Source organism: Sphingopyxis sp. Soil_C_28 (assembly GCF_057657055.1).
On sequence record NZ_JBDGJE010000002.1, the window covers coordinates 227567 to 250360 of the forward strand.

Sequence of the window (22794 nt, forward strand, 5' to 3'; positions counted from 1 at the left end):
AAAAGTGCCCAACCTGTCCTCTATACGAAACCTGCCCAAGGAGGGCACAAGAAGCGCATGGCGAACAACAACATAGCGGCGCTTCGCGAAGAGCGGGGATTGAGCCAGGCCGAGGTCGCCAACGCGATCGGCACGACGGTCAATCATTTCGGCAAGCTCGAACGCGGGCAGCGCACGCTCAATCAAGCGTGGATCGAGAAGATCGCCACCGCGCTCAAGGTCGAGCCCGAGGCCGTCATCCGCAAAACCTACATCATCGACATCGAGCCGCGGCGCATCGGCGCGCCGCTCGACCTGAAGCGCGCGCCCGACCAGATGCCGACGCGCAGCGCCTATGCCGACGCGGGTGCGGTGCAGCTGCGCCGCGTGAACCTCGAGCTCGCGATGGGCGATGGCACCAACCTCGAAGACTGGATCGAGGAAGAGCCCTACGATTTCGACAGGGGCGAATTGCGGTCGATCACGTCAACGCCGCCCGAGCGGCTGCTCCTGGGCAAAGGCATTGGCGACAGTATGGAGCCGACGATCGGCAGCCATGATGATGTGATGATCAACCGCGACGAACAGGAATTGAAGCGGTTCGACGGCATCTATGCCCTGACGATCGACGGCGCCGGCGCGATCAAGCGGCTGTCGCCCGCCGGTGACGGCATGGTCGAGGTGATTTCCGACAATCCGAACCACGCGAACCGCGTCCGCACCTTTCCGCGCAGCGCGATCAAGATCATCGGCCGCATCATATGGTCGGCAAGGAGGCATTGATGTCAGACACCGTCTGGGGAGCTATCTTCATCGCCTACGTCCTCGCATCGTTTCCGATCTGGGGCATGGGGAATGGCACCGCGCAGCGGCCGCAGGGACTGCCGGGCTCAAGCAACGTCGCATCCTATGACGCGCGCGAGCGCCGCTTTTACAAGATCATGGGCCTGTGGATCGCGGGCCTGGTTGCCCTACTGGTGGCTAGGGCATATTTATAGGGCGTGCCTGCCCAGATCACCCTGCCAATCGTCGGCTCCGAACATCCGAACAAGAGCCCGAAGGCGCCGACGCGCCTCTTCGCGATCGGACTTTGCGCGCCGGGCGACAAGGTCACGCTGCGGCTAGAGCCTGACAATCCTTACGACGAGCATGCCATCGCGATCGACAACGCAGCTGGCATGATGATGGGATATGTCCCCGCGAATCGGGCGGTTTACGTCGGCATGCAGATCCGGCGCAGCGAGATGGAAGAGGCGGTCAGCGCGATCTTCCAAGGACGTACCGAGCGCGGGGGTTTCATCCGAATCGCATTCGACGGCGAGGAGCCGGTGCTGCCGCCCGAACCGGCCGACCAGACGCCGGCCGAAGATTGGCACCCAGACCCGGAATATCCTGACGACTGGGGCGCTTAGGGCATATATGCCCGCATAGGGCATTTTCTAGATTGACACATGCCCAAACAGGGCACATTATTCCGGCCGTAGGGCGCATCAGGTGCCCACGCCGGAGGTCACTATGCTGCCTGCTCATGAGCATCCCGATACCGCGGAAGTCGTCGCCGACGTCATCTTCGCGAAGATCGCGATCGCATTCACCTTCCTGACCATCGCGTTGCCGCTGATCGTGTCGGTGCTGCGGTAATGGGCAGCCTGCACACACTGGACGCTTGCATGCGCAGCGCGAGCGAAGGGCTCACCGAGCGGCCCGTCAACGTTGCCAACCTGGCGCACGAGACTGTGACCGCCGTCATCCCCCATCGGGACGGCTATCGGCTTTGCTTCGGCAGCGGCGCGGTGATCCACGTGGAACGGGGGCACACCTTCGACGTCGCCGGCAATCCGGTGATCGAGCCATGATCGATCCTGCCAACCGCCTCTACGCGCTCGACCTGCTCCACCGCGCCGGCACGGCATATGACGCCCGCGACATCAGCGTGATCGCATCGATCCTGCCGCTGATCGAGGCCGACATCGTCGAAACGATCGAGAAGCCTGTCGGCAACGCCACGTCCGGCACGCAGGCGATCGTCGCATCGCGCATCGCCGCTGGCTGCCATCGCCCCAATCCCGACCCCCCCGGCTCCTTGACCTCGCGACCGGGACAACCTGCCGCCGCCCCTGCAACCGTCCACGCAGGCGGCGGCGGCCTTTCAGGAGGAAGACCGTGGCCACCACGCCCGCATCCACAGCCGTGAAGCAGTTCGACGAAGCGCACATGGAGCAGGTCCTCTCGCTCTGTGACGAATTCCGCCAGGTGATCGAACGACGGATGTCGGATTTCCCGCACCCGAGCGACGCGTTCGGCGTCGGCATGGCGGCGGCCGCGACCTTCTCGGGCATGCTCGCCGGTCATCTGACCGTGCTCGGCTGCTATCCCGAAACGCCGGAGCAGCAGCGTCTGTTCGCGCAGATGTTGATGACCAACTTCCCGCAGGGCCTGCAGCTGGGAAAGATCCACGCCGAGCAACAGATCGCCGTCCTCGAGGGACAGGTCAACTGATGCGCCGGTTCAACAACCGTGCGGAGCGGCGCGCCGCGATCGCGGACATGAACGCGCAATGTGCGCAATACCCGGTCGGGCAGTTGGTCGAGATCGCGCGCGAGGACTGGCCCGCCGACGTCACGGCGCCTCCCGGCTTGCAGCGCGTCTGGCGCGATCGGCGCTATCTGGTGCAGCAATACCTCGATGGCGGTACGATTCGGCTCTCCGTGAACATCGTCGCCGCCAAAGCCTCGCTCGAGCGCTGGGTCGACGGCATCCCTTGGGATGAACTCCAGCGCATCAAAAACCAGTGCGGTTACGAAGACCTTTGCGCCGTCGAGCTTTTCCCGCCTGAGGCGAGCGTCATCAACGTCGCCAATATTCGGCACCTATGGCTTCTGCGCGAGCCGCCCACCTTCATGTGGGGTGCGAAGGCCCGCGAGGCGGCATGACCGACCGCACAGCCCTGAAGCTGCGCGAGGCCGAAGACCTGCGCGCGCGCCTCATCAGCGAGGGCCGGCACCGCGATGCGGAGATCGTCCGCAGCCTCGCCGCGACCTATCGCGCCAGCCGCCAGGTAAATGCGCTGCTCCATGCCGACAATCAGGCCCTGAAGGAAGGCAAGCCCGACGGCGGCACGGCCGACATGGACTATCCGGCTCGGTCGCGGGCGAAGATCGCGGAGATCCACGCCGCGCTTCCGGCCGACGCGACCTACAGCATGCGCGTGAGCGCGCTGAAGCGCGGCTACCCCTTCGGCGAGCGCCGGTTCTGGCCCTATCAGGCTTGGCTGATCGAGCGCGCCAAGTATCTGCGCCAGTACGACCCCGAGACACCGCTCGGCCCGCTGCTCGACGGCGTGATCTTTCCCTACCAGGCGAGGGCACAATGACCGTCCGCAGCTTCGGTCACGGCGACCGCGACAACGTCTATCTCGATTTCTTCCTGATCATCGATCCGGGCCAGATCGGGCAATACAACCAGCGTCCGAGCGTGCGCGTCACCGCAGGCGAGCCGAAGCTCGCGCGGGGCGAGAGGTCGATGAACCTCAAGATCACGCTGCCGGCCGCACTGTTCAAGACGCCCACCCTGTCGGCCCGCATCGAGGTCGACAGCCCCACGCAACAGATCGTCATCGACACGACCGCCGTCGCCGAGGCCGTGCGCGGCATCGTCGGCATGGACGTCGACATTCAGGTCAACCGAGGAGAAGAGAATTGAGCGAAGCTCTCCAAAGCGGGCTCCAGATCCGGGAGTTGCCCGCCCCGAAATATTATGAGGTGATCTACACCCAGCGTTTCCAGCACGAGGACGGTGTCCGCTCGTGGAATGAGCGCGCGCTGATCATGATCGACGATGCCAAAGGGCACTTCTCGGTCGAATCTGGTTACGGCAACTTCTCGAACATCTGGGGCGCATCCGGCCGCGGTGGCGAGACGCTGCACGGCTTCCTCTACACCTGCGGCTTTGACTATTTCATGGATAAGGCTTCGACGAAGCCTCACCGCATCCCCGATTACGACGCGACCGTGCTGCAATTGCGCAAGGATCTGCTTGAACGCCGTCGTCAGGCGGGTGGCTGGTCTCGCGATTGGATGACGAAAGAGCGGGCCCGCAGCATGTGGAACGATCTCGAGCGGTTGCAATGGGATCACACCGAAACGATGGTGCGCTCGCTGTTCGAGGACAGCGACTGGTGCCAATTTCTCGATTACAGCGACCCGACATGCACGAAGGAAGATCCGGGCCTCCGCCGCTTCTGGAATGAGCTCTGGCGGCCGTTCGCCGAGAATGTGCTGCGCCACTGGTATCTGATCGACAAGCAGCGCCGTCCGGCTCGCGCGCAGGCCGCGCTCCAGCGTGAGGCCCGCTATCCGATACCGCGCCGCCATGCGCTGAGCGTTGAGGTGGCGGCATGAGCGTTCCTCTCCTGTCCGCGCTCCGCGCGCCGCCCGTCCCCGGTCGCTTCTACATGGTGCCGGTAATCGACTATGAATATTGCGGTCGCAAGGGTCAGTGGCCGACGCTTGGCCCGCTACATCACGATAAGGGCGATGTGGGCTTTGAGCCGGTGCATTTTCACGTCGATTTCCGGTTTCTTACGGCGCGACAAGCAGCGCAACTCGACGGCCATTATTGGGGGCATCCCGCCGAAACCACCGTCGCGGTCTTTCCATTAAACAGCCGCACCGTCGAAGTTCCTCGGAAGGCGTATCTCACGAAGCGGAAATGCCGCGTGTCGGGTTGGCAATATTCGGTCCCGCGTCGCGCGCCGTGGATGGACAAGTTTGACGCGCGCTATGGCAAGGTGGCCGAACCGATCCGAGTGAAGGGCGACCGCCTGCTCTGCCCGCACCGCAAGGTCGACCTCTCTTCGTTGGAACCGGATGCCGACGGCATCGTGACGTGCCCGCTGCACGGCCTGCGTGTCCGCTGCGGGAGCGCCGCCCATGGCTGACTATGTCGATGACGCGACCGTGCTCGCCGACGCTCACCTTGAGAAGTCGATCATCGCCGCGCGCGCGCCTGTCCCGGCCGGTGCGCCGGGCGAGTGCGATCAATGCGGCGAGGATATGCCGCGCCTGGTAAAAGGGCGCTGCGGCTTCTGCCGTGACGGCCGGACCCCGCCGCCCAGCTGGTACGAAGCACGGGAGGCGGCAAATGGCTGACGCGATCGACTTCCCCGGCAGCAACTTCACCTTCTCGGCACCGCCCGAGCGGGATGACATCAGCGACCTGCACACTTTCCGGCAGCACGGCGGCCCCTGCAACGTCAGTTGCTGGCAGCTTCGCCCCGACGAGCTCGACGAGGTTATCCGCACCGGCTGCGTCTGGCAGACGGTGATGAGCGGCTACAGCTTCTATCCCGCCTTCGTGGGGTCGGAGAGCGTCGTCAGGAGCGTTGTCGTAGATTACGGCAAGGTGTGGGACCGCGGGCCGTGGCCGCCTGCCGTAGCGCCAGCGGGCGGAGGTCTGCCGCGTGCGATATTCAGCGCGGGCTTCCACGCGACAGAAGATCCGGCCGTCGTCGATGAGAAATGGAACGAATGGGAAAGCGCGCGCCGCCGCGCCCGGGTCCAGGCCGCGTGCGCGCGGACCTATGCCCTCTCTCCCGAGGCGCTGGAGCGCGCGATCGCGGCGATGACGCCGCACGTCAACAACGACATGGACGAAAATATGCGCCGCGCCTGGCTGACGGACCTCGCGTTCGCAGCGGTCAGCGCCGCTTTGCACAGTGGAGATCCAGCATGACAAAAGCTGTCACCCCCGGTGAGCGGAGGATGATCAACAACGCCCCCCATGTCGCTCGGCTTTTCGCCTATTGCTGCGCGGAAGGTGGCGGCCGCGTCGAAGGCTGCTCGTGCGTAAATCCCAGTCACGATGTTGCTTGGTACCCCGATCCTGACAGAGGGCCCGAGCCCGGCTCCGATGCATGGCTCAAGCTATCGCCGCAATTTCATCCCGGCGATATCGCATGAGGTCGGCCGATATCTGCGAGGCGCTCCGCAAGAAATTCGCCGCGCCGGAATATGCCCTGTTCTTCGAGGTCGGCGACGCCACGGGCGGCCGCGCGCGGCGCTGGGCCGATGCCGTATCTATGAGCCTGTGGCCTTCCCGCGGACTTTCGCTGTCCGGCTACGAGATCAAGGTCGCCCGCAACGACTGGGTCAAGGAAATGAAGCAGCCGGCGAAAGCCGAGGCTATCGCCCAATATTGCACGCAATGGTGGATGGTTACGGCGCCCGGCATCATTCGGGAAGGCGAACTGCCCGAGCTTTGGGGTCATTTCGAACTTCACTCGAACGGGCTGCGTGTGATCAAGCCCGCGCCGATCACCGAGGCGGTGCCTGTGACGCCGCACTTTCTTGCTGCCCTGCTACGCCGCGCGACCGAGCTCGACCGAAAGATCGAGCGCGAGGCGATCGAGAAGGCCGTCGCCCGCGACGAGGCGCAGACGAAGACGCGCATCGAGAATGAAGTCGAGTTCCGCGTCCGCCGTGCCGAGCAAAATGCGAAGGACGCCGAGGAAAAGCTGACGGCGATCTATGATGCTGTCGGCCTGGCGCCGGAGGAGGTCAGGCGCATGTTCGGCGGCGACAACTTCGCGCGTGCCGTCGGCATGGTCCATAGGCTCGGCGTGGCGCAAACCTATGGCGGTCTAGCTGACCTGGCGAAGAAGGTCCGCCCGCTGGCCGATTCGATTGATACATTCATTGCGGCGCTTGCCGAGAGCGAGGAAGCGGCATGACGACCGAGTACGCCATGATCGGCAGCGCAGTCGCGCTGTTCCTCATTTTCGCAGTTATCGCCCTACCGGCGCCGCTGCGCCGCCCGACCCGCACCCATCGCGGCCTTGAGCTCATGGCGAAGAACGGCCGACTTGTGCACGTCCGCGAAACCGAGAGCGAGCGCGAGCTATGAGCATCTATGGTCACGGCCCCACCGTCCGCGAGCAGCAGATCCTCGACCTGCATGAGGCGCGGGTTGCGCCGGCCGACATCGCGGCGACGCTCGACGTGAAGCAAAGCTACGTCAAATATGTCGTCGACTCCCTGTACCTGCCGAACCTCGTCGACTGGCAGAGCCCCGCGCGGGCGGCGAGCGACGGCCTGGTCGCGGCGCTGCGTCGGCATCATCCGGAGAGGTGCGGGGCATGACGAAGGCTCGCTCCCTTTGGCAAGTCGCGCATCCGGACATGCCGTTTCCCGGCCCGATCGGCACGCTCGATCAGGTCCGTGAATGGATCAAACTGCGCAAAGAGCAGAAGGATCACCCGCGCGACGCCAGCCTATATTCGATCGACAGCGTTCCGACCTGCGGCTGTTGCGGCACCGATCGCGGCGTCACTGGCATTCACGTCGGCCGAATCGGCGAGGTGCCCGACGCCTATCGGTGCGAGAAGCACGAGGACCGCAATCCCTGCCTGGTCGAAGGCTGCGGGCGCACCTTCGCCAACGACGGCAACTATCGGATCGAGTTCGTGTGCGGGAAGCATTTCCGCCTGGCGCCGATCGCGGTGCGCCGGGGCATCAAAAACATCGAGCGCCTCGCGAAAAAGCACGGCTGGAAGCTGATCCTTCAAAAGCGACACGAGCAGCTGTGGGCGCGCGCCGTGCGCGGGATCAAGGCTGCGCTCGCAGGCGATATCGACGTCCTCGACATGGCCGAGGTCAATCGCGTGATGGGGTGGGACTAGAGGTGGCGAAGGTCACCTATCACTGCTGCGCTTGCGGATGGTTCGGCCAGCGCAAGGCGCTGAGTATGAAGCCATGTCCCCATTGCGGCTTCAACGTCGCCGAGGGTTGGTCCTATCTATGTTCGGTTTGTTGCCGCCGCGACAGATCGGGATCGAGAATTGAGAAGCCGAAGCCGCCCCGCGAGAGCCCATTTCCCGACGGCCGCGTCCCGCACGTCCTCTATATAAAGACCGTCGACAGCGGCCGGGTGCAGGCGTTCAGCATCCCAAAGGGCGTTCGCCGACGAAAGGGGGCGCGCCGATAATGGGTAAGCACTCCACCCTAGCAGCAATAACGCCCCGCCTGGTCGACGAGGAGACGGCTGCGGCCTATGTCGGGCGCGGTCGCACGAACTTTCGCGAGCAGGTCGAGCAGGGCCTCCTGCCCGCGCACAGCGACGTAAACGGCAACGTAAAGCTCTGGGATATTCACGTCCTCGACCGGCATGTTGACCAGAAGAGCGGATTGGGGGACACCGTGTCCCCATGGGACAGGTGAACATCCCCGGCTGCCAGCGCAAGAAGGGCATCCTATACCGCCGCTTTCGCTACCGCGACGAGCAGGGAAAGCGGAAGGACCTCTATGTCCCAAAGGGCGGGCTGCCCGAACCCACCGATCCGGCCTTTGCGGATGCGCTCGCCAAAGTGAACGCTGAATATGGCAACCCGGCCGCGACCCGCGAGGGCCCGGCCGTGGGCAGCTGGGGTGCGCTCGCGATCGAGTTCCGAATCGCGCTCGGCAACGGCTGGACGAAGAAGAAGCGGAAGAAGGGCGCGAAGCCGCTCGCTCGAAGCACCCTCGACAATTACGGCCGCTACATCGCGATGATCGAGGACGGTGCGATCATTTATGTGAACCCTCGCACCAAGACGCGCACGCCGATGCGCGACCTCGATGTCAAGGGCACCCGCGCCAGCCACCTCTACACGCTGCGCGATGCGATGGCGGATATGCCGGGCAAGGCGAACAACTGGCTCAATGTCGTGAAGCTGATGCTGCTCTACGCGACGCAGCGCGACTGGATCTCGGCAAGCCCTGCCGGCGACATCTCTCCCTTGCCGCTCGGTGAGCACGAACCGTGGCCGGCCGACGTGCTGACGCGCGTCTTGGCCGAGGCGAGCCCGATGCTACGCCTGGCGATCGTCACCGGTCTTTGCAGCGGCCAGCGGATCAGTGATTGCATCAAGATCCAGCATGGCTGGCTGAAGAACGGCATCCTCGAGCTCGCTCAGATCAAGACGGACGTCGACATCGCTATCCCGGTGCACCCGCTGTGGCGCGCGGAGATCGATGCGATCGAGAAGCGGTCGATCACCGTGCTCTATGATCGCACCGGCAAGCCGTTCGGCACCGAGGAAGCGATCCAGTCCAGGCTGCGCACTCTCATGCACACGCTCGGCTACGTCGATGACGACGACCAGCTGCTCTACACCTTCCACGGGCTGCGCAAGAATGCGGCCTGCTACCTCGTCGAGGTGCTCGAAGGCGACGACGCTGTCGGCCGCTTGCTCGGCATGACGGCCGAGACGGTGAGGCACTACACCAAGCGCGTCAGCGCCTACCGAATCGCCCAAGACGTGGCCGATCGCGTGACGGCAATTCCGATGTCGAAAATGGGCCGTTGAGACTGGCTGGGGGAACGTGTGGGGGAACCGCTGGGGGAACCGACGCAATCGGTTTTCCCCCGCTCGGGGAAGAACCGCAGTCTTCCGCCGTTGGTGACCCCTACGGGACTCGAACCCGTGTTTTCGCCGTGAAAGGGCGACGTCCTAGACCGCTAGACGAAGGGGCCGTCATTCGGTGAAGCGGCGCATTAGACTCGCAAAATCATGCGGTCAAGCGAAGTGGCGGGGTTGCGCGTAAAAATGTTGCGCGGGCGCGAATCAATCTGCCTCTAAGTCCCGCCGCGGCCGGCCCTCAATCCGCCCCAAAGGCTGATCGCCGCCGGCCGTCAATCGGCCCATGCGGCGTCTTCCAGATGCAGTTCGGCGGCGGGACGACTGCCCCAGTCGTCGCGCTTCGCGCGGCCCGCGAGCCACAGCTTGCGCCCGCCGCGCGCGTGGAGCAGCGTCTGGCCCAGCTCGGTCTCGGCGCTGCGAAACGCGACCGCCTTGAACCGCGCTCCGTCGTCGCCCGATACGATCAGGCGGACATGGTCGGTGCCGACGATCCCCGATTCGACGATCCGCACCGGCCCGGTCGCGACGCGCGGCGCGGGCCAGCCCGCGCCGTACGGTCCGGCACTTTCGATCGCGTCGCACCACAGCGGCGAGATCCCGCGCGGCGCGAGCACCGCGTCGATCAGCAGCGACTTGTCGCCGCTCGCCCGCTCGACATCGGCGGCGAGCCGGTCGTTGAGATAAGCCCCGAGCGCATCGACCTTGTCGGCCGCGACGGTCAGCCCCGCCGCCATCGCATGCCCGCCGCCCGCGACGAGCAGACCGTTTTCTTTCGCCGCAAGGATCGCGGCGCCCAGGTCGACGCCGCTGATCGAGCGGCCCGACCCTTTGCCGACGCCATCTTCGCCCACCGCGATGACGATCGCGGGGCGATGTAAACGCTCCTTGAGGCGCCCGGCGACGATGCCGATCACGCCCGGATGCCAGCCCTGTCCGGCGACGATCGCCACCGGCGCGTTGCCGCACGCGGCGCTCGCTTCGATCGCCTGTTCGAGCACGCCCGCCTCGATCGCGCGCCGCTCTTCGTTCAGCCGGTTGAGTTCGACCGCGATGTCGGCCGCCTCCTGTGGGTCCGATGTCGTGAGCAGCCGCACGCCAAGATCGGATTTACCCACACGTCCCCCGGCGTTGATCCTGGGGCCGAGCGCAAAACCCATGTCGCTCGCCGTCGGCGGCTTGGTGAGGCGCGCCGCGTCCATCAGCGCCGCCATGCCGGTGTTGCCGCGCCGCGCCATCACCTTCAGCCCCTGCGTGACCAGCGCGCGGTTGAAACCCGTCAGCCGCGCGACATCGGCGACGGTGCCCAGCGCGACAAGGTCGAGCAGGTCGATCAGCGCGGGCTCGTCGCGCGTCGCGAAAAAGCCGCGCGTGCGCAATGTGCGGAGCAACGCCGCGCCGAGCAGGAAGGCGACGCCGACGGCGGCGAGATTGCCGTGGATCGCGGCATCGGGTTCTTCGTCGAGCCGGTTGGGGTTCACCAGGGCAAGGGCGGCGGGCAGCGTCGTCGCGCATTGATGGTGGTCGACGACGATCACCTCGACCCCCGCGGCATTGGCTTCCGCTATGGCTTCAAACGCCTGCGCGCCGCAATCGACGGTCACGACCAGCTTCGACCCCGCCTCGCCGATCTTGACCAGCGCCGCGCCCGAGGGGCCATAGCCTTCCATCAACCGGTCGGGGATATAGGCGCCCGCGGGCAGCCCCAGCCCGCGCAGCAGCCGCACGAGCAGGGCGGCCGAGGTTGCGCCGTCGACGTCATAGTCGCCAAAGATCGTCACCGCTTCCTTGCGCTCGACCGCGTCGGCGAGCCGCGCGGCGGCGGCATCCATGTCGCGGAACAGCGACGGGTCGGGCATGAAACCGCGCAAGGTCGGCGACCGCTGGCGGTCGAGGTCGTCGCGCGTCACCCCGCGCGCCAGCAGCAATTGCGTGACAAGGTCGTCGGGCGCGAGATTCTCGCTGCCCATATCGGCGCTCGCCCTGCGCCAATGCCACGGCTGGCCCATGATCGAGCGCGTGATGCCCAGCGCGGCGTCGGTCATCGCCTTGCCCTCGCGGCAAGGATGCGGTTGCGCAGATCGTGCGCGGTCGCCGCCGGAATCGCCGGAATCTCGTGGCTGGCGAGCGAACTGCCGCCCGGCACCCCGAACACCAGCGTCGCAAGGCCCAGCGGGCGGAGGATGAAGTCGCTCTTCAGGTCGACGCTTTGCACCGACGCGTGCGGCAGCAATGTCATCTTGGGCTTCCACCATCCGCGGCGGATCGCGACCTGCTCGCCCAGGTCGGCCCAGCGATGATATCGCGCCGCCCAGAAGGCGATCAACGCGATCAGTGGCGCCGCGACGAGCGCGAGCCAGCCGACTGCATTGCCGAGATACAGCGCGATGCCGCCAGCAATCGTCGCGCAAACTGCGCCGATGATCGGCCCCAGCGCGACGATACGGTGGCTGTGCTGCCACGCTTGACCGGCATCGGGGCGCCGGATCGCAACCTCGGCCAGCACCGGGTCGATCGCGGGCAGCTTTGCAAAAGGAACGACCTGATGGTCGCGTTCCTTCCCGCCGTCGCTCGCAAGGCTCTGCAGTCGCAGCTCGTGCCAGCCAAAGCGCTGGCGGAACCATCCGGTGACGAGGATCGCCGCCTGAACGCGCTTCACCGGCACCGCAACGTCGGTGCGCGTCGTCAGTCCGCGGGTGCGGCGCAGCGCGCGCGGTTCGCGGGTCAGGCGGAAATCCCAATTGGCGAAAAACATCGTCGCGATCCCGCTCGCGAAACCGATGAACAACAGCGACAGCGCTGCGCCGACCCCCGCGATCCAGCGATGCGCCAGCAGCCACTGGTCGAGCCCATAATCCTCCGCGATATCGATCCAGTCCATCGGGTTGAAGACGTTGAAATCGAACGGCAGCAGCCCGTCGAAAAACTGCATGCCTGCACCGACGACGGCGAGCGCGGCGAGCGAGAAGTTGAACAATCCCGCGATCAGCAATTGCCGCGGCGTCATCGCAAACAGCAGCCGGTCCTCTGCGACTGGCTCCTCCGCAGGCGTATCGGATGCGACGGGGCCCGCCGCCGCTTCACCGCTCCGATGCGCGCGGATCGTCGTGCGCAGCGCCTGCGCAGAATCGAGCGCGATCGCGTCGAGATGCGCGTCATTCTCCTTGCCGCCCGCGCCGGTTTCGAAGCCGACCTTGGCGATGCCGAGCGCGCGCGACACCAGCCCCTGTTCGATGCTGACGTCCTGGATGCGGTCGAAGGGGATCGTGCGGTGCTGGCGGGCGAACACGCCGCTTTCGATCACGACTTCGTCGTCGCCGACGGCAAAGCGGAAGCGCAGCCACTGGAACCAGGCGGCAAGCAGCGAGAACAGCAGGAAGGCGAGGATCGCCGGGACGATATAGACCCAGTTGCCGGTGAAGCCGAGCGCGGCGACCGCTGGCAGGAAGTTGAGGCTGCGGGGCCCTAATTTGACGATAGCGAGCGCCAGCGTCGCGGGGTGCAGCCGCTGCCAATCGGGCTCGCCTTCTATGGCGGGAATCACGGCGGCGGCGTCGTTCATGCGAAATCGGTCTGGATATGCCGGCGGATCGTCTCGCGCATCGCGGCGGCGAGGTCGGCGTGGAGGCCGGGCAGCGTCACCGTGCTGTTATGCGTGCCCGATGTGTGGACGATCAGGTGCGACAGCCCGAACCAGCGTTCGACCGGCCCTTGCCCGACATCGATATGCTGGACGCGCACGAACGGGACGATCGTGTCGGTACGAAACAGCCAGCCGCGCGCGACGCGGAGCTGCCCCTCGCCGATCTTGTACCCCCAGCGCGACACGCGCCGCGACGGGAAGGTGACGATCACGACGATCGCGATCAGCCACGCCGCCGCGGTGATCAACCCATAAGGCCCCTCAAGATGCCGGATCAGCAGCGCGTCGAACACGCTCGCCCCGATCGCGAGCGGGATCAGGTTGAGCGCGGTCGCGATGCGCAGCACCTGTGCATAAGCGGGATCGACCGGGTCGAGCCCCTCGGCCGAATTGAGTGCGTCGGGGTCGAGGGGATCGGTCGGGTGCGCGGCGGGGGTGTCGGTCATATTCCTCCGTTAGTCGTTCGGGCCATCAGGGCACAACCACATTGAAGCGCGGATCGGCGGGCGGGTGCAGCGCGAACCACGACAGGAACGCCACCCGGTCGCCATCGATCTTGATCGCCCCCGACTGGATCAGCGCCGGAAATTGCGCCTGTCCCAGCATCACATCATCAAGCGTCTTGCGGTCGATCGTGATTGTCGCGGTAGGCGCCGCGTCGATCACGCCATAGCGCGGGAACTCCACCCCGCCGCTGACGACGACCGACACCGCTTCCTTGCTGTCGGGCAGAACGAACTGGAAGCTTCCTTCGAGTGCTGCGCCCTTTGCGGCGTCGAAGCGCGTCGCGAGTGCGTCGAAAAAGACCGCGGTCGGGATCGCGCTGACGAACGACCGGCTTTGGCCGTTGCTCGACCCCGCGGCGACCGCGTTGCCGCGCAGGCTCGCGGCGCCGGCGAGATAATAATTTCGCCACGCCCCCGATTCGGCCTGATAACCCATCTGGTCGTACGCCGACGCCAGCGCCGCGCGCGCCGCTTTGTTGTCGGGCTCGGCGAACACCAGCTTGTTCAGAAGCTCGGCGGCCCAGCGATAATCGCCCGCCGCGACCGCCGCCTTGCCCGCGGCGAGCAGCTTGTCGGCGCCGCCCGCAAGCGCGACATATTTGGGCGCGCTTTGCTGGGGCGGCAACGGGTTGAAGTTGGCGGGGTTGCCATCCCACCAGCCGAAATAGCGCTGATAGACCGCCTTCATGTCGTGATTGAGCGTGCCATAATAGCCGCGCGTCGAAAAATCATGCCCCTGCACCGGGGCCTCGGGCGTCTGGTCGGCGAGTTCGTGCAGCGTTGCGCCGCGGTTCGCGAGGAACAGCGTGCGGTCGTGAACATAGCGATACGCGTCGCGTTGATTCTCGAGCAGGCTGCCAACGTCGCCATTGCCCCATGTCGGCCAGTGGTGCGATGCCATCGCGACCTCGGCCGTGCCGCCCCATTTCCGCAGCATCGCGTCGATCACTTTCGACCAGTGCAGCGCATCGCGCACCTGCGCCCCGCGCAGTGTCAGCACATTGTGCAAATTATGGGTGACGACCTCGGTCGTGTGCAAAGCCTTGTACGCGGGGATGTAGAAAACAAACTCCGACGGCGCCTCGGTGCTGCCCGCGTCGAGGAAGTCGAAGGCCAGCCCGTCGATCGTCAGCGTCCCGCCCGTTTCGCCGACACTCTCGGTCGGCTCCATATAGCCGACGGTTCCCGACGACAGCTTCGGTCCCAGCCCGGTATCGACCTGTCCCTTCTCGCCCGGCGGCAGGATCGCACCGAACATATACAGCGCGCGCCGCCCCATCGCGCTGCCCGCGAGGACATTCTCCGACGTCGCTTCCTCCGAAAAACCGTGCGGCGCGATGATGCGGATCTTCTGCGCCTTGACCTGTTCGGGGGTCACGATCCCGCCGACGCCGCCGAAATGGTCGCTGTGGCTGTGCGAAAAGATCACTGCCCTGATCGGCAACTTGCCCGCCTTCGCCTCGACCGTGTCGGCGAATAATTTCCAGCTCGCCGCCGCCGCTTCCTCGGACAGCAGGGGATCGACGATGATCCACCCGCTCTTGCCGCGAATGATCGTCATCACCGAAATATCGTAACCGCGCACCTGCCAGATCTTGCCCGGCACCACCTCGAACAATCCGTGCACGGCGTTCAGCCGCGCCTGCCGCCACAGCGACGGGTTCACCGTGTCGGGCGCGTCCTTCGCCGCCAGAAAGGCATAGGGCCGCCGGTCCCACACGATCTTGCCATCGGCACTCTGGATCACCCCGCCGGGGATTTCGCCAATCTTGCCGCGCATCACATTGGCCTCGTCGCGCGGATCGTCCAGCGGCAGGCGCTCGGCAATCTCCGCCTGCGCGGTTCGTGTTGCCTCGCTCGCGGCGTCCTGCGCGGCGGCGGCGAAGGGCAGGCTGCTCGCGAGAAGCAAGGCGGTCAATCGGCGCATCATATGTCTCCCCCATATTTTGGGGCAGCTTGCGCCGCGCGTTCATGCTTGGCAAGCATCGGCGGATGACCGACGCACCGCATCTGCTGATCGCCTGGCACAGCCGCACCGGCGGCAGCGAAGCGCTCGCCCGCGCCGCGGCCGAAGGGGCGGGGAGTGCAAAACTCGTGGCGGCAAACGACGTCACGCCGGAGGCAATGCTGGCGGCGGGCGGCTATCTTTTCGCGGGGCCCGAAAATCTCGCCGCGCTCTCGGGCGCGATGAAAGAGATGTTCGACCGTTGTTATTACCCCTGTCTCGGCCGGCTGGAGGGGCGTCCCTATGCGACGATCATCTGCGCGGGCTCCGACGGCGAAAATGCCCAGCGCCAGCTCGACCGTATCGCGACCGGCTGGCGGCTGAAGCGCGTCGCCGATCCGCTGATCGTCAACACCGCCGCGCAGACCCCCGACGCGATTATGGCGCCCAAGACCATCGCGCCCCATCGCCTTGCCGAAGCCCGAGATCTCGGCGCGGCGCTCGCCGAGGGGCTGACGGCGGGGATTTTTTGAGGAAAGCATTTTTTCGCCTTGCTGTATTATTTCAATAATACAGCAAGGCGAATGGGTCAATCCTGCCGCCCCATGGCGGCCAAAAGCGAAGAGGGAACGGGCGTCAATGCGGCGCCAGGCCGATTTCCACCCCGGTCTTGTCGTGCAGCGCGAACCTGTCGATAATATCCGCGCTCGCGCGATTATACCCGACCACCTCGACGTTGCGGCCTTCGCGCCGAAGTCTGGCGATGATCTTGTCGAGCGCCCCCACGCCCGAAATATCCCAGAAATGCGCCGCCGAAACGTCGATCAAGACGTCGGTTGCTTCGTCTTCCGATTGGAAGGCGCGCGTGAACCGATCGACCGATGCAAAGAAAATCTGCCCGGTGACGCGGTACGTCGCGGTGATGCCATCCACCGATACCTCGCGATCTACCGCGAACATCCGCCGCACTTTTCCGGCAAAGAATACCCCTGACAGCAGTACGCCGGCGAGCACGCCCAGCGAGAGATCGTGCGTCGCCACGACGACGATCACCGTCGTCAGCATGACGACCGACGAGGTCGGCGGGTGACGGCGCAGGTTGCGAATCGAATTCCAGCTGAATGTCCCGATCGACACCATGATCATCACCGCGACCAGCGCGGGCATCGGCACCTGCCCGACGAACGGACCAAGCACCGCCAGCAGGAACAGCAGAAATGCTCCCGCGGTGAAGGTCGACAGCCGCCCGCGCCCGCCCGACGTCACATTGATCACCGACTGGCCGATCATCGCGCAGCCGCCCATGCCGCCGAACATCGCCGCAACGATATTCGCGCCGCCCTGCCCCGCACATTCGCGCTGCTTGTCGCTGTCGGTATCGGTCATGTCGTCGACGATCTGCGCCGTGAGCAGGCTTTCGAGCAGCCCGACCGCCGCCATGGTGAGCGAATAAGGCAGGATGATCTGAAGCGTTTCCCATGTCAGCGGCACATTCGGCAGCGCCAGACCCGGCAGGCCTTCGGGCAATTTGCCCATGTCGCCCACCGTATTGACCGGCAGGCCGAACCCGATGCTGATCGCCGACAGGATCAGGATTGCGACCAGCGGCGACGGCACGGCCTTGGTCAGGCGCGGCAACAGATAGATGATCGCCAGCCCGCCCGCGACCATCGCATAGGTTTCCCACCCGACGTTGGTAAGTTGCGGCAGCTGCGCCATGAAGATCAGGATCGCCAGTGCGTTGACGAAACCGGTGATCACCGACCGCGAGACGAATTGCATCAGCAGGTCGAGCCGGAGTAGCCCGGCGACGATCTGGATCAGCCCCATCAGGATCGTCGCCGCGAACAGATATTCGACGCCATGGTCGCGCACGAGCGGAATAACCAGAACCGCGACCGCCGCTGTCGCGGCGGAAATCATGCCGGTGCGCCCTCCCGTGAACGCAATGACCATCGCGATCGCGACCGAGGCGTACAACCCGACGCGCGGATCGACCCCTGCAATGATGGAAAAGCCGATTGCCTCGGGGATCAGCGCCAGCGCGACGACGATCCCCGCCAGGATTTCGCGGCGCGCCGAGGCGCCGTCGGCGAACCATTGCCGACGATAGGATGAAAAGCTTTTGAACATAGGATTTCCACAACAAGCCACATGGCGCCAGCGCGGGCGCGAGATATATTCATGTGTGATGTCGTCCGGCGGATCGGCGGCCGGAATAGCCACCCGGATTTTCACCGGGTCCATGCGAGTGCGCGGCGCTTAGCCGGATGCTGCCGCTGACGCAAGCCATCGGCCACCGATGCACGGCGCTATGGTCGGTGCTATATCCAAAGCTCCAGGCACGCGCGCCTTGCCTCAGTGCGAGCGATGCTCGCCCTTCACCCAGCGCACCGTGCCCGACGAGGCGCGCATCACGACGGTCTCGGTGGTCATCACGCCGTCGCGGCGGCGCTTGACGCCGCGCAGCAGCGATCCGTCGGTGACGCCGGTTGCGGCGAAGATCACATCGCCGCTGGCAAGGTCTTCGAGGTCATAGACGCGGTCGAGATCCTCGATGCCCCATTTCTTCGCGCGCAGCCGCTCGTCGTCGTTGCGGAACAGCAACCGGCCCTTGAACTGGCCGCCGACGCAGCGCAGCGCCGCCGCGGCCAGCACACCCTCGGGCGCGCCGCCGCTGCCCATATAGATGTCGACATTGGTGTCGGGGTTCGTCGTCGCGATCACGCCGGCGACGTCGCCATCGGGGATCAGCGCGACGCCGCAGCCGATGGCACGCAGTTCGGCGATGATCGCCTCGTGGCGCGGGCGGTCGAGCACGCAGACAATGATCTGTTCGGGCGGGCAGCCCTTTTCGCGCGCGACGGCTTCGACATTTTCACGCACGCTGTTGTCGAAATTGACGATGTTCGGCGAATAGCCGGCGCCGACCGCCAGCTTGTCCATATAGACATCGGGGGCGTTGAGCAGGCATCCCTCTTCCGCAATCGCCAGAACCGCAAGCGCGTTGGGGCCGGCCTTCGCGGTGATCGTCGTGCCTTCCAGCGGGTCGACCGCGATGTCGATCTTGGGGCCCTTGCCCGGCGCGCTGCCAACCTTTTCGCCGATATACAGCATCGGTGCCTCGTCGCGCTCGCCTTCGCCGATGACGATGGTGCCGTCCATATACAGCGTGTTGAACGCGGCGCGCATTGCTTCGACGGCGGCGGCGTCGGCGGCTTTTTCATCGCCGCGGCCGATGAGCTTCGCGGCGGCAATCGCGGCGGCTTCGGTGACGCGCACCATTTCGAGCACGAGCACCCGGTCGAGGTTGCTGCCGGTATCCGTCATCTCAGCTGATCTCCGTCTTTGGTCTTGCCTTGCCGCCCCGGTCGGGCATGGTGCGCGCCATATGGCCCGCCGCAGCGCTTGTCGAGGATGCTTCGCCCGATTCGGCGCTGCTTTTGCCGTGGCCGGCGTCATCGCCATGACAGTGCCGCCCGCCAGCGCGCAGATGGTCGGTCCCCCCGCGCCGCCGCCGCCCCGGTCGCAAGCCGACGACGCGGTCCGCAAGGCGAAGGAAATGGTCGACCCGATCAAGCGCTGTAAACCCGCCGACGACGGCTCGATCAACGTGTGCGGCTCCGACACCGATCTGCACCGGCTGACACCCGAATTGCGCGCGATCGCGAATGAAGGCCGCGAGGCGCCGCCGAAGCTGCCGCGCGCCGAGGCGCAGATGATGACGCTCGACAAGCTGCCCTATAATTGGATGTCGATGGGTGGCCGGATGAAGCGCGGCCCTGAATATAATGCGCTTTATGAAGCGACAAAGCGCGCGACCGATCCCGAAACCGGCACCCCGGCCCCCCCCGAAGAGGAGCCCTAGGCGAAGACGTCGGCCGCCGCCGCCGCGGGCCGTGCGGCGCGAAGAAATCCGGCGGGGATCAGAATCTGCCCCAGGAAATAGGCGGCGAACAGCAGCAACCAGCCAAAGCTCATCGCCGTCTCTGCGGCGCTGCCGGGCTGGCTGCTCACGATGATCGCGCCGTGCAGCAGCGCCAGCGCGACGACCGGGATCGCGAGGGCGACGCCATAAGCGAAGTAAAAGGCGAACAGGCGTCCTTGTGCCGACCGCGTCAGCCGCCACGATTCGGCAAAGGCGGACAGCGGTTCCAGCTTGCCGCGCGTGCCCATGATCGCGCCCGCCAGGCACAATCGCGCCCCGACCCACGATCCGGCCAGCGATATCAGGAAGCGATAGGCTTCAAATAACGGGCTGCCATTCGTCTCGCCGAATCCATCCAGCCCGACCAGCAGCACGACGGGCAGAATGCTCAGCAGGCCGACGCCGATGGCCAGCAACAGATTGGCCGACAGATAGGCGGCGCCCGCAACCATTCCGTACATGATCTCCGAAATATAGCCTTCGCGTATCTCGGCTCCGATCGCATTCCACGCCGCGAGCAACGCGCCCGCGACGATCACCGATACGATACCGAGCAGATAGAGCGGGCCGGTGATCGATCCGCTGACGCGATAGGTGAACGGATCGGCGACGATCGCCATGACCGTGCGCAGACTGAAGATCGGCTCGCTCGACAGGAGCAGGAAAGGCAGCAGGACGCCAAGGGCGGTATAGGCGAGCAGCGGTCGCCAATGTCCGGCGGCCAGCGCCCCTGCTTCGGCCAGCCCGCGCCGGATTTCGATGTCCATGATTGCCCCCGCAATTCCCTGTTGCAGGGGTAACAAAGGCGCGGACGATTACAAGCGGCTAGAGCGCGAGGATCGGCATGTGCATCGGCGCGCCGACGACATGGTCCGACGCGGCGAGGATCGCCAGCGCCGAATGGATCGTGCTCGCCGGACCTTCGTGGGTGACGAGCACGATCACGACACCGCTTCCATCCTCGCTGCCGCGCTGGATCAGGCTTTCGATCGACACGCCGGCGTCGCGCATCGCCGTGGCGATTTCGGCGAGCACGCCGATCCGGTCTTCGACGATCAGGCGGACATAATGTTTGCCGATCCGCGCGCCGGCATCGGCGACGGGGGCGGCATCGAGCGAGTCGACGGGCATCGCGAACGCCGGGCCATATTCGTCGCGCGCGATATCGATGATGTCGGCGACGATCGCCGACGCGGTCGGCCCCGCGCCCGCGCCCGCGCCTTCGAAGAACAGGCGGCCGACGAAATTGCCCTCGGCCACGACGGCGTTGAGCGCGCCGGGGACATAGGCGAGCGGATGGTCGGCCGGGACGAGGCACGGCTGGACATGCTGATAGAGCCCGTTTTCGTCGCGCTCGGCCATGCCGATCAGGCGGACGCGGTGGCCGAGCGCTTCGGCCTCGCGAATGTCGGCGGCGATCAGGTTCCGGATACCGTTAGCCGTCACCGCGCCGATATCGAGCTTCGTTCCGAAGCAGAGCGCGGCGAGGATCGACAATTTGTGCGCGGCATCGATGCCGTCGACGTCGAACGTCGGGTCGGCCTCGGCATATCCCTCGGCCTGCGCCGCCGCCAAGGCATCGGCAAAGCTTGCGCCGTTCCGCTCCATCTGCGTCAGGATATAATTGCAGGTGCCGTTAAGGATGCCATAGACGCGCGCGATTTCGTTCGCCGACGCACCCTCGCGGATCGCCTTGATGACGGGAATCCCGCCCGCGACCGCGGCTTCATATTTCAGCGGCGTGTCCTTCTCCTCGGCCAGCCGCGCAAGCGCGAGTCCGTGGTGCGCGATCATCGCCTTGTTCGCGGTCACCAGCGCCTTGCCCGCGCCGAGCGTATGGCGCGCGAGCGTCAGCGCCGACCCGTCGGCGCCGCCGATCATTTCGACGACGACATCGACATCGTCCGCCGCAACCAGCGCGTCCATATCGTCTTCCCAGCGATAGGGCGAAAGGTCGATGCCGCGGTCCTTGTGCCGGTCGCGTGCCGACACCGCGACGATCTCGATCGCGCGCCCGGCGCGCCGGGCGATCAGGTCGCGGTTCGTCTCGAGCAGCCGGACGACGCCGCCGCCGACGACGCCAATCCCCGCCAGTGCGACACGCAGCGGCGGGCGGGGGGCAGTCGGGGCGGGATGAGGCGACATGCGGGGAACTCCAATAAGGCGCGGAGCTGCGCCCCGCCGTTGCGAGCGCCCTATCGGCTTTTTGGACGGAAACAAGCCCGGCGCGCCTGGGGCGCGCCAAAGCCGGGCTTTATCCCGCGACCGGCGGCTTGCGCGTGCGCGTGCATTCGCCCAGCGCGCCGAGGATGACAGCATAGTCCGAGGCGGCTTTCCGGCGATCCTCTGGCGCGGTGCCCGCGAGCTTGTTCAGCGGCAGCTGGCGCGGCAGGCCGCACGCGAGTCGATACCAGGCCAGCGTGTTCCGCGCGGGCACGGCGGCCGACCCGTCGACGATCTCGCCGAACGCGGCCGCCCAGCGTCGCGACCCGTCGGCGGTGGTCAGGACCGTCAGCGACACCGGCTCGCCCGTGCGCGTGTCGAGGAACAGCTGCGTCTCGCCTTCGCCGGGAAGCGTGCCCGGAACATGGAAACCATTGGCGATGCCGGTGATCGCGGGCGCGGCGCCGGGCTTGACGAGTTCGGTCAGGATAGCGCGAAGTTGCGCCTCGGTCGCCGGATCCCACGGCAACTGGGCGTCGGGCGCGATCAACCGGACGCTGCCGGTGTTGCTGCTTCCCGCAGCGGCGCCCGCGACGGGACGGGCGAACAGCAGGATCGGCTGCTTCTTTTTCAGCTTTGCCGGTTTGCCTTTTGCGTCGAGCGGCAGGTCTACGAGATAGGAGATACGCGCCGCCAGCGGCCCGCTTCCGCGAATCAGGCTGACCACATCGGCCTCGACATAGAATCGGGCGTAGCCCGCCGCGACACCGGGGGCCTGCGCCGGTTTGAGCGCCGCGGCCTTATATATGCGCGCGTGCAGCGCGATCGGCGCCGCGGTCGCCAGATCGGCGATATCGGCATAGCTATAAGGGCTGGCTGCGGGCGCCGAGACGGGGGCCTGCATCGCAGAAACGCTAGGGATTCCAAGGCTCAAGGTCAAAATGCCGGCGATGGCGGCCGGGTGGGGGAGGCGCATGATCAATAATCTTTCCATCGTTTATGACACCGGTGGCGGCTAACAAAACCCCATCATGGGACAAGCCACATTAACCGCTGATAAAGGGTTTGCGAACTTGCCGCCACCGCGATAGGACGGGCCCCGAAGCGTTCGGCAAAAACATAATAAGCCGAACGTAGCGCCGCCGGGTCTCGCACAACGCATCGGAAATCATCCGGGCATTTGGCAACCGAACCCGTCGGCAGGGAATTGGTGTCAGGATGATCTAGCAAGGAGCG

The 22794-nt window shown here is 65.8% G+C and carries 31 protein-coding genes, 1 tRNA gene and 1 other annotated feature; of the genes, 22 read left to right on the forward strand and 10 right to left on the reverse strand.

Annotation, left to right across the window (positions count from 1 at the left end):
- Positions 1-57 precede the first annotated feature (57 nt).
- The 20 genes from AC3A43_RS09285 (at position 58) to AC3A43_RS09380 (ending at position 9322) form a co-directional block, all read left to right on the forward strand.
- Positions 58-762 (forward strand): XRE family transcriptional regulator, encoded by a 705-nt coding sequence (locus AC3A43_RS09285; protein ID WP_487792259.1) that lies wholly within the window; start codon positions 58-60, stop codon positions 760-762.
- On the forward strand, positions 762-977 hold the full coding sequence (locus tag AC3A43_RS09290; RefSeq protein ID WP_487792260.1) for a hypothetical protein: 216 nt from the start codon (positions 762-764) through the stop codon (positions 975-977). The genes AC3A43_RS09285 and AC3A43_RS09290 overlap by 1 nt, the downstream gene beginning before the upstream one ends.
- A gap of 3 nt (positions 978-980) precedes the next feature.
- Complete coding sequence (locus AC3A43_RS09295; RefSeq protein ID WP_487792261.1) at positions 981-1391, forward strand: HIRAN domain-containing protein; 411 nt, start codon at positions 981-983, stop codon at positions 1389-1391.
- Between the two features lie 103 nt (positions 1392-1494).
- Positions 1495-1620 (forward strand): hypothetical protein, encoded by a 126-nt coding sequence (locus tag AC3A43_RS09300; RefSeq protein WP_487792262.1) that lies wholly within the window; start codon positions 1495-1497, stop codon positions 1618-1620.
- Positions 1621-1649: 29 nt separating this feature from the next.
- Positions 1650-1835 (forward strand): hypothetical protein, encoded by a 186-nt coding sequence (locus AC3A43_RS09305; RefSeq protein ID WP_487792263.1) that lies wholly within the window; start codon positions 1650-1652, stop codon positions 1833-1835.
- Entirely contained in the window at positions 1832-2173 is a 342-nt protein-coding gene (locus AC3A43_RS09310; protein WP_487792264.1) for a hypothetical protein, read from the forward strand. Before AC3A43_RS09305 ends, AC3A43_RS09310 begins: the two co-directional genes overlap by 4 nt.
- Positions 2143-2478: a hypothetical protein gene (locus AC3A43_RS09315; protein WP_487792265.1), complete on the forward strand. Its 336-nt coding sequence runs from the start codon at positions 2143-2145 to the stop codon at positions 2476-2478. Before AC3A43_RS09310 ends, AC3A43_RS09315 begins: the two co-directional genes overlap by 31 nt.
- Positions 2478-2912, forward strand: coding sequence for a DUF7694 domain-containing protein (locus tag AC3A43_RS09320; RefSeq protein WP_487792266.1), 435 nt, complete (start codon positions 2478-2480; stop codon positions 2910-2912). The genes AC3A43_RS09315 and AC3A43_RS09320 overlap by 1 nt, the downstream gene beginning before the upstream one ends.
- The gene (locus AC3A43_RS09325) at positions 2909-3352 is read left to right on the forward strand and encodes a hypothetical protein (RefSeq protein ID WP_487792267.1); all 444 of its coding nucleotides are present in this window, start codon (positions 2909-2911) and stop codon (positions 3350-3352) included. Before AC3A43_RS09320 ends, AC3A43_RS09325 begins: the two co-directional genes overlap by 4 nt.
- On the forward strand, positions 3349-3681 hold the full coding sequence (locus AC3A43_RS09330; protein WP_487792268.1) for a hypothetical protein: 333 nt from the start codon (positions 3349-3351) through the stop codon (positions 3679-3681). Before AC3A43_RS09325 ends, AC3A43_RS09330 begins: the two co-directional genes overlap by 4 nt.
- Complete coding sequence (locus tag AC3A43_RS09335) at positions 3678-4379, forward strand: phiTE_072 family protein (protein ID WP_487792269.1); 702 nt, start codon at positions 3678-3680, stop codon at positions 4377-4379. Before AC3A43_RS09330 ends, AC3A43_RS09335 begins: the two co-directional genes overlap by 4 nt.
- Entirely contained in the window at positions 4376-4918 is a 543-nt protein-coding gene (locus AC3A43_RS09340) for a hypothetical protein (protein WP_487792270.1), read from the forward strand. Before AC3A43_RS09335 ends, AC3A43_RS09340 begins: the two co-directional genes overlap by 4 nt.
- Positions 4911-5129 (forward strand): TraR/DksA C4-type zinc finger protein, encoded by a 219-nt coding sequence (locus AC3A43_RS09345; protein ID WP_487792271.1) that lies wholly within the window; start codon positions 4911-4913, stop codon positions 5127-5129. The genes AC3A43_RS09340 and AC3A43_RS09345 overlap by 8 nt, the downstream gene beginning before the upstream one ends.
- Positions 5122-5712 carry a hypothetical protein gene (locus AC3A43_RS09350; protein ID WP_487792272.1) on the forward strand — a complete coding sequence of 197 codons (591 nt, stop codon included), beginning with the start codon at positions 5122-5124 and terminating at the stop codon, positions 5710-5712. The genes AC3A43_RS09345 and AC3A43_RS09350 overlap by 8 nt, the downstream gene beginning before the upstream one ends.
- A gap of 223 nt (positions 5713-5935) precedes the next feature.
- Complete coding sequence (locus tag AC3A43_RS09355) at positions 5936-6709, forward strand: hypothetical protein (protein ID WP_487792273.1); 774 nt, start codon at positions 5936-5938, stop codon at positions 6707-6709.
- The gene (locus AC3A43_RS09360; protein WP_487792274.1) at positions 6706-6882 is read left to right on the forward strand and encodes a hypothetical protein; all 177 of its coding nucleotides are present in this window, start codon (positions 6706-6708) and stop codon (positions 6880-6882) included. Before AC3A43_RS09355 ends, AC3A43_RS09360 begins: the two co-directional genes overlap by 4 nt.
- Positions 6879-7118 carry a hypothetical protein gene (locus tag AC3A43_RS09365; RefSeq protein ID WP_487792275.1) on the forward strand — a complete coding sequence of 80 codons (240 nt, stop codon included), beginning with the start codon at positions 6879-6881 and terminating at the stop codon, positions 7116-7118. The genes AC3A43_RS09360 and AC3A43_RS09365 overlap by 4 nt, the downstream gene beginning before the upstream one ends.
- The gene (locus AC3A43_RS09370; protein ID WP_487792276.1) at positions 7115-7657 is read left to right on the forward strand and encodes a hypothetical protein; all 543 of its coding nucleotides are present in this window, start codon (positions 7115-7117) and stop codon (positions 7655-7657) included. The genes AC3A43_RS09365 and AC3A43_RS09370 overlap by 4 nt, the downstream gene beginning before the upstream one ends.
- Before the next feature lie 304 nt (positions 7658-7961).
- Positions 7962-8195: a hypothetical protein gene (locus tag AC3A43_RS09375; RefSeq protein WP_487792277.1), complete on the forward strand. Its 234-nt coding sequence runs from the start codon at positions 7962-7964 to the stop codon at positions 8193-8195.
- Complete coding sequence (locus AC3A43_RS09380; RefSeq protein WP_487792278.1) at positions 8183-9322, forward strand: tyrosine-type recombinase/integrase; 1140 nt, start codon at positions 8183-8185, stop codon at positions 9320-9322. The genes AC3A43_RS09375 and AC3A43_RS09380 overlap by 13 nt, the downstream gene beginning before the upstream one ends.
- Before the next feature lie 91 nt (positions 9323-9413).
- Here AC3A43_RS09380 and AC3A43_RS09385 read toward each other — a convergent pair.
- The 5 genes from AC3A43_RS09385 to AC3A43_RS09405 all read right to left on the reverse strand — a co-directional run bounded on the left by AC3A43_RS09385 (position 9414) and on the right by AC3A43_RS09405 (position 15452).
- Positions 9414-9489, reverse strand: a tRNA-Glu gene (locus tag AC3A43_RS09385).
- Between the two features lie 159 nt (positions 9490-9648).
- Positions 9649-11418, reverse strand: coding sequence for a single-stranded-DNA-specific exonuclease RecJ (gene recJ, locus AC3A43_RS09390; protein WP_487792279.1), 1770 nt, complete (start codon positions 11416-11418; stop codon positions 9649-9651).
- The gene (locus AC3A43_RS09395) at positions 11415-12935 is read right to left on the reverse strand and encodes a PH domain-containing protein (protein ID WP_487792280.1); all 1521 of its coding nucleotides are present in this window, start codon (positions 12933-12935) and stop codon (positions 11415-11417) included. The genes recJ and AC3A43_RS09395 overlap by 4 nt, the downstream gene beginning before the upstream one ends.
- A complete protein-coding gene (locus AC3A43_RS09400; protein ID WP_487792281.1) occupies positions 12932-13462 on the reverse strand; it encodes a PH domain-containing protein in 531 nt (176 codons plus the stop codon). Before AC3A43_RS09400 ends, AC3A43_RS09395 begins: the two co-directional genes overlap by 4 nt.
- Before the next feature lie 25 nt (positions 13463-13487).
- Positions 13488-15452: an alkyl/aryl-sulfatase gene (locus tag AC3A43_RS09405; protein WP_487792282.1), complete on the reverse strand. Its 1965-nt coding sequence runs from the start codon at positions 15450-15452 to the stop codon at positions 13488-13490.
- 62 nt (positions 15453-15514) lie between these two features.
- Between AC3A43_RS09405 and AC3A43_RS09410 the strand changes: the two genes are divergently transcribed.
- Positions 15515-16000 carry a flavodoxin family protein gene (locus tag AC3A43_RS09410; RefSeq protein ID WP_487792283.1) on the forward strand — a complete coding sequence of 162 codons (486 nt, stop codon included), beginning with the start codon at positions 15515-15517 and terminating at the stop codon, positions 15998-16000.
- Positions 16001-16103: 103 nt separating this feature from the next.
- Here the strand turns inward: AC3A43_RS09410 and AC3A43_RS09415 are convergent, their stop codons facing one another.
- Positions 16104-17600: a SulP family inorganic anion transporter gene (locus AC3A43_RS09415; protein ID WP_487792284.1), complete on the reverse strand. Its 1497-nt coding sequence runs from the start codon at positions 17598-17600 to the stop codon at positions 16104-16106.
- Positions 17601-17659: 59 nt separating this feature from the next.
- Positions 17660-17715 (reverse strand) — a sequence feature (sul1 is cis-regulatory element that is thought to sense ions involved in sulfur or methionine metabolism; They are found in Alphaproteobacteria).
- A gap of 110 nt (positions 17716-17825) precedes the next feature.
- Complete coding sequence (glpX, locus tag AC3A43_RS09420; protein WP_487792285.1) at positions 17826-18797, reverse strand: class II fructose-bisphosphatase; 972 nt, start codon at positions 18795-18797, stop codon at positions 17826-17828.
- A 136-nt stretch (positions 18798-18933) separates the two neighbouring features.
- Here glpX and AC3A43_RS09425 point away from each other — a divergent pair, with 136 nt between their 5' ends.
- Positions 18934-19335: a hypothetical protein gene (locus AC3A43_RS09425; protein ID WP_487792286.1), complete on the forward strand. Its 402-nt coding sequence runs from the start codon at positions 18934-18936 to the stop codon at positions 19333-19335.
- Here AC3A43_RS09425 and AC3A43_RS09430 read toward each other — a convergent pair.
- From AC3A43_RS09430 to AC3A43_RS09440, 3 genes are all read right to left on the reverse strand, one after another.
- Entirely contained in the window at positions 19332-20162 is an 831-nt protein-coding gene (locus AC3A43_RS09430; protein WP_487792287.1) for a hypothetical protein, read from the reverse strand. The genes AC3A43_RS09425 and AC3A43_RS09430 overlap by 4 nt on opposite strands.
- Before the next feature lie 58 nt (positions 20163-20220).
- Complete coding sequence (locus AC3A43_RS09435) at positions 20221-21540, reverse strand: homoserine dehydrogenase (RefSeq protein WP_487792288.1); 1320 nt, start codon at positions 21538-21540, stop codon at positions 20221-20223.
- Positions 21541-21649: 109 nt separating this feature from the next.
- The gene (locus AC3A43_RS09440; protein WP_487792289.1) at positions 21650-22462 is read right to left on the reverse strand and encodes a hypothetical protein; all 813 of its coding nucleotides are present in this window, start codon (positions 22460-22462) and stop codon (positions 21650-21652) included.
- Between the last annotated feature and the right edge of the window lie 332 nt (positions 22463-22794).

What these genes read in the sequence shown, in the direction of transcription:
- AC3A43_RS09285 (WP_487792259.1), top strand. Translation starts at nt 58, where the DNA reads ATGGCGAACAACAACATAGCGGCGCTTCGCGAAGAGCGGGGATTGAGC.
- AC3A43_RS09290 (WP_487792260.1), top strand. Translation starts at nt 762, where the DNA reads ATGTCAGACACCGTCTGGGGAGCTATCTTCATCGCCTACGTCCTCGCA.
- AC3A43_RS09300 (WP_487792262.1), top strand. Translation starts at nt 1,495, where the DNA reads ATGCTGCCTGCTCATGAGCATCCCGATACCGCGGAAGTCGTCGCCGAC.
- AC3A43_RS09305 (WP_487792263.1), top strand. Translation starts at nt 1,650, where the DNA reads ATGCGCAGCGCGAGCGAAGGGCTCACCGAGCGGCCCGTCAACGTTGCC.
- AC3A43_RS09310 (WP_487792264.1), top strand. Translation starts at nt 1,832, where the DNA reads ATGATCGATCCTGCCAACCGCCTCTACGCGCTCGACCTGCTCCACCGC.
- AC3A43_RS09320 (WP_487792266.1), top strand. Translation starts at nt 2,478, where the DNA reads ATGCGCCGGTTCAACAACCGTGCGGAGCGGCGCGCCGCGATCGCGGAC.
- AC3A43_RS09325 (WP_487792267.1), top strand. Translation starts at nt 2,909, where the DNA reads ATGACCGACCGCACAGCCCTGAAGCTGCGCGAGGCCGAAGACCTGCGC.
- AC3A43_RS09330 (WP_487792268.1), top strand. Translation starts at nt 3,349, where the DNA reads ATGACCGTCCGCAGCTTCGGTCACGGCGACCGCGACAACGTCTATCTC.
- AC3A43_RS09340 (WP_487792270.1), top strand. Translation starts at nt 4,376, where the DNA reads ATGAGCGTTCCTCTCCTGTCCGCGCTCCGCGCGCCGCCCGTCCCCGGT.
- AC3A43_RS09345 (WP_487792271.1), top strand. Translation starts at nt 4,911, where the DNA reads ATGGCTGACTATGTCGATGACGCGACCGTGCTCGCCGACGCTCACCTT.
- AC3A43_RS09350 (WP_487792272.1), top strand. Translation starts at nt 5,122, where the DNA reads ATGGCTGACGCGATCGACTTCCCCGGCAGCAACTTCACCTTCTCGGCA.
- AC3A43_RS09355 (WP_487792273.1), top strand. Translation starts at nt 5,936, where the DNA reads ATGAGGTCGGCCGATATCTGCGAGGCGCTCCGCAAGAAATTCGCCGCG.
- AC3A43_RS09360 (WP_487792274.1), top strand. Translation starts at nt 6,706, where the DNA reads ATGACGACCGAGTACGCCATGATCGGCAGCGCAGTCGCGCTGTTCCTC.
- AC3A43_RS09365 (WP_487792275.1), top strand. Translation starts at nt 6,879, where the DNA reads ATGAGCATCTATGGTCACGGCCCCACCGTCCGCGAGCAGCAGATCCTC.
- AC3A43_RS09370 (WP_487792276.1), top strand. Translation starts at nt 7,115, where the DNA reads ATGACGAAGGCTCGCTCCCTTTGGCAAGTCGCGCATCCGGACATGCCG.
- AC3A43_RS09375 (WP_487792277.1), top strand. Translation starts at nt 7,962, where the DNA reads ATGGGTAAGCACTCCACCCTAGCAGCAATAACGCCCCGCCTGGTCGAC.
- AC3A43_RS09380 (WP_487792278.1), top strand. Translation starts at nt 8,183, where the DNA reads ATGGGACAGGTGAACATCCCCGGCTGCCAGCGCAAGAAGGGCATCCTA.
- recJ (WP_487792279.1), bottom strand. Translation starts at nt 11,418, where the DNA reads ATGACCGACGCCGCGCTGGGCATCACGCGCTCGATCATGGGCCAGCCG.
- AC3A43_RS09395 (WP_487792280.1), bottom strand. Translation starts at nt 12,935, where the DNA reads ATGAACGACGCCGCCGCCGTGATTCCCGCCATAGAAGGCGAGCCCGAT.
- AC3A43_RS09400 (WP_487792281.1), bottom strand. Translation starts at nt 13,462, where the DNA reads ATGACCGACACCCCCGCCGCGCACCCGACCGATCCCCTCGACCCCGAC.
- AC3A43_RS09405 (WP_487792282.1), bottom strand. Translation starts at nt 15,452, where the DNA reads ATGATGCGCCGATTGACCGCCTTGCTTCTCGCGAGCAGCCTGCCCTTC.
- AC3A43_RS09410 (WP_487792283.1), top strand. Translation starts at nt 15,515, where the DNA reads ATGACCGACGCACCGCATCTGCTGATCGCCTGGCACAGCCGCACCGGC.
- AC3A43_RS09415 (WP_487792284.1), bottom strand. Translation starts at nt 17,600, where the DNA reads ATGTTCAAAAGCTTTTCATCCTATCGTCGGCAATGGTTCGCCGACGGC.
- glpX (WP_487792285.1), bottom strand. Translation starts at nt 18,797, where the DNA reads ATGACGGATACCGGCAGCAACCTCGACCGGGTGCTCGTGCTCGAAATG.
- AC3A43_RS09425 (WP_487792286.1), top strand. Translation starts at nt 18,934, where the DNA reads ATGACAGTGCCGCCCGCCAGCGCGCAGATGGTCGGTCCCCCCGCGCCG.
- AC3A43_RS09430 (WP_487792287.1), bottom strand. Translation starts at nt 20,162, where the DNA reads ATGGACATCGAAATCCGGCGCGGGCTGGCCGAAGCAGGGGCGCTGGCC.
- AC3A43_RS09435 (WP_487792288.1), bottom strand. Translation starts at nt 21,540, where the DNA reads ATGTCGCCTCATCCCGCCCCGACTGCCCCCCGCCCGCCGCTGCGTGTC.
- AC3A43_RS09440 (WP_487792289.1), bottom strand. Translation starts at nt 22,462, where the DNA reads ATGCAGGCCCCCGTCTCGGCGCCCGCAGCCAGCCCTTATAGCTATGCC.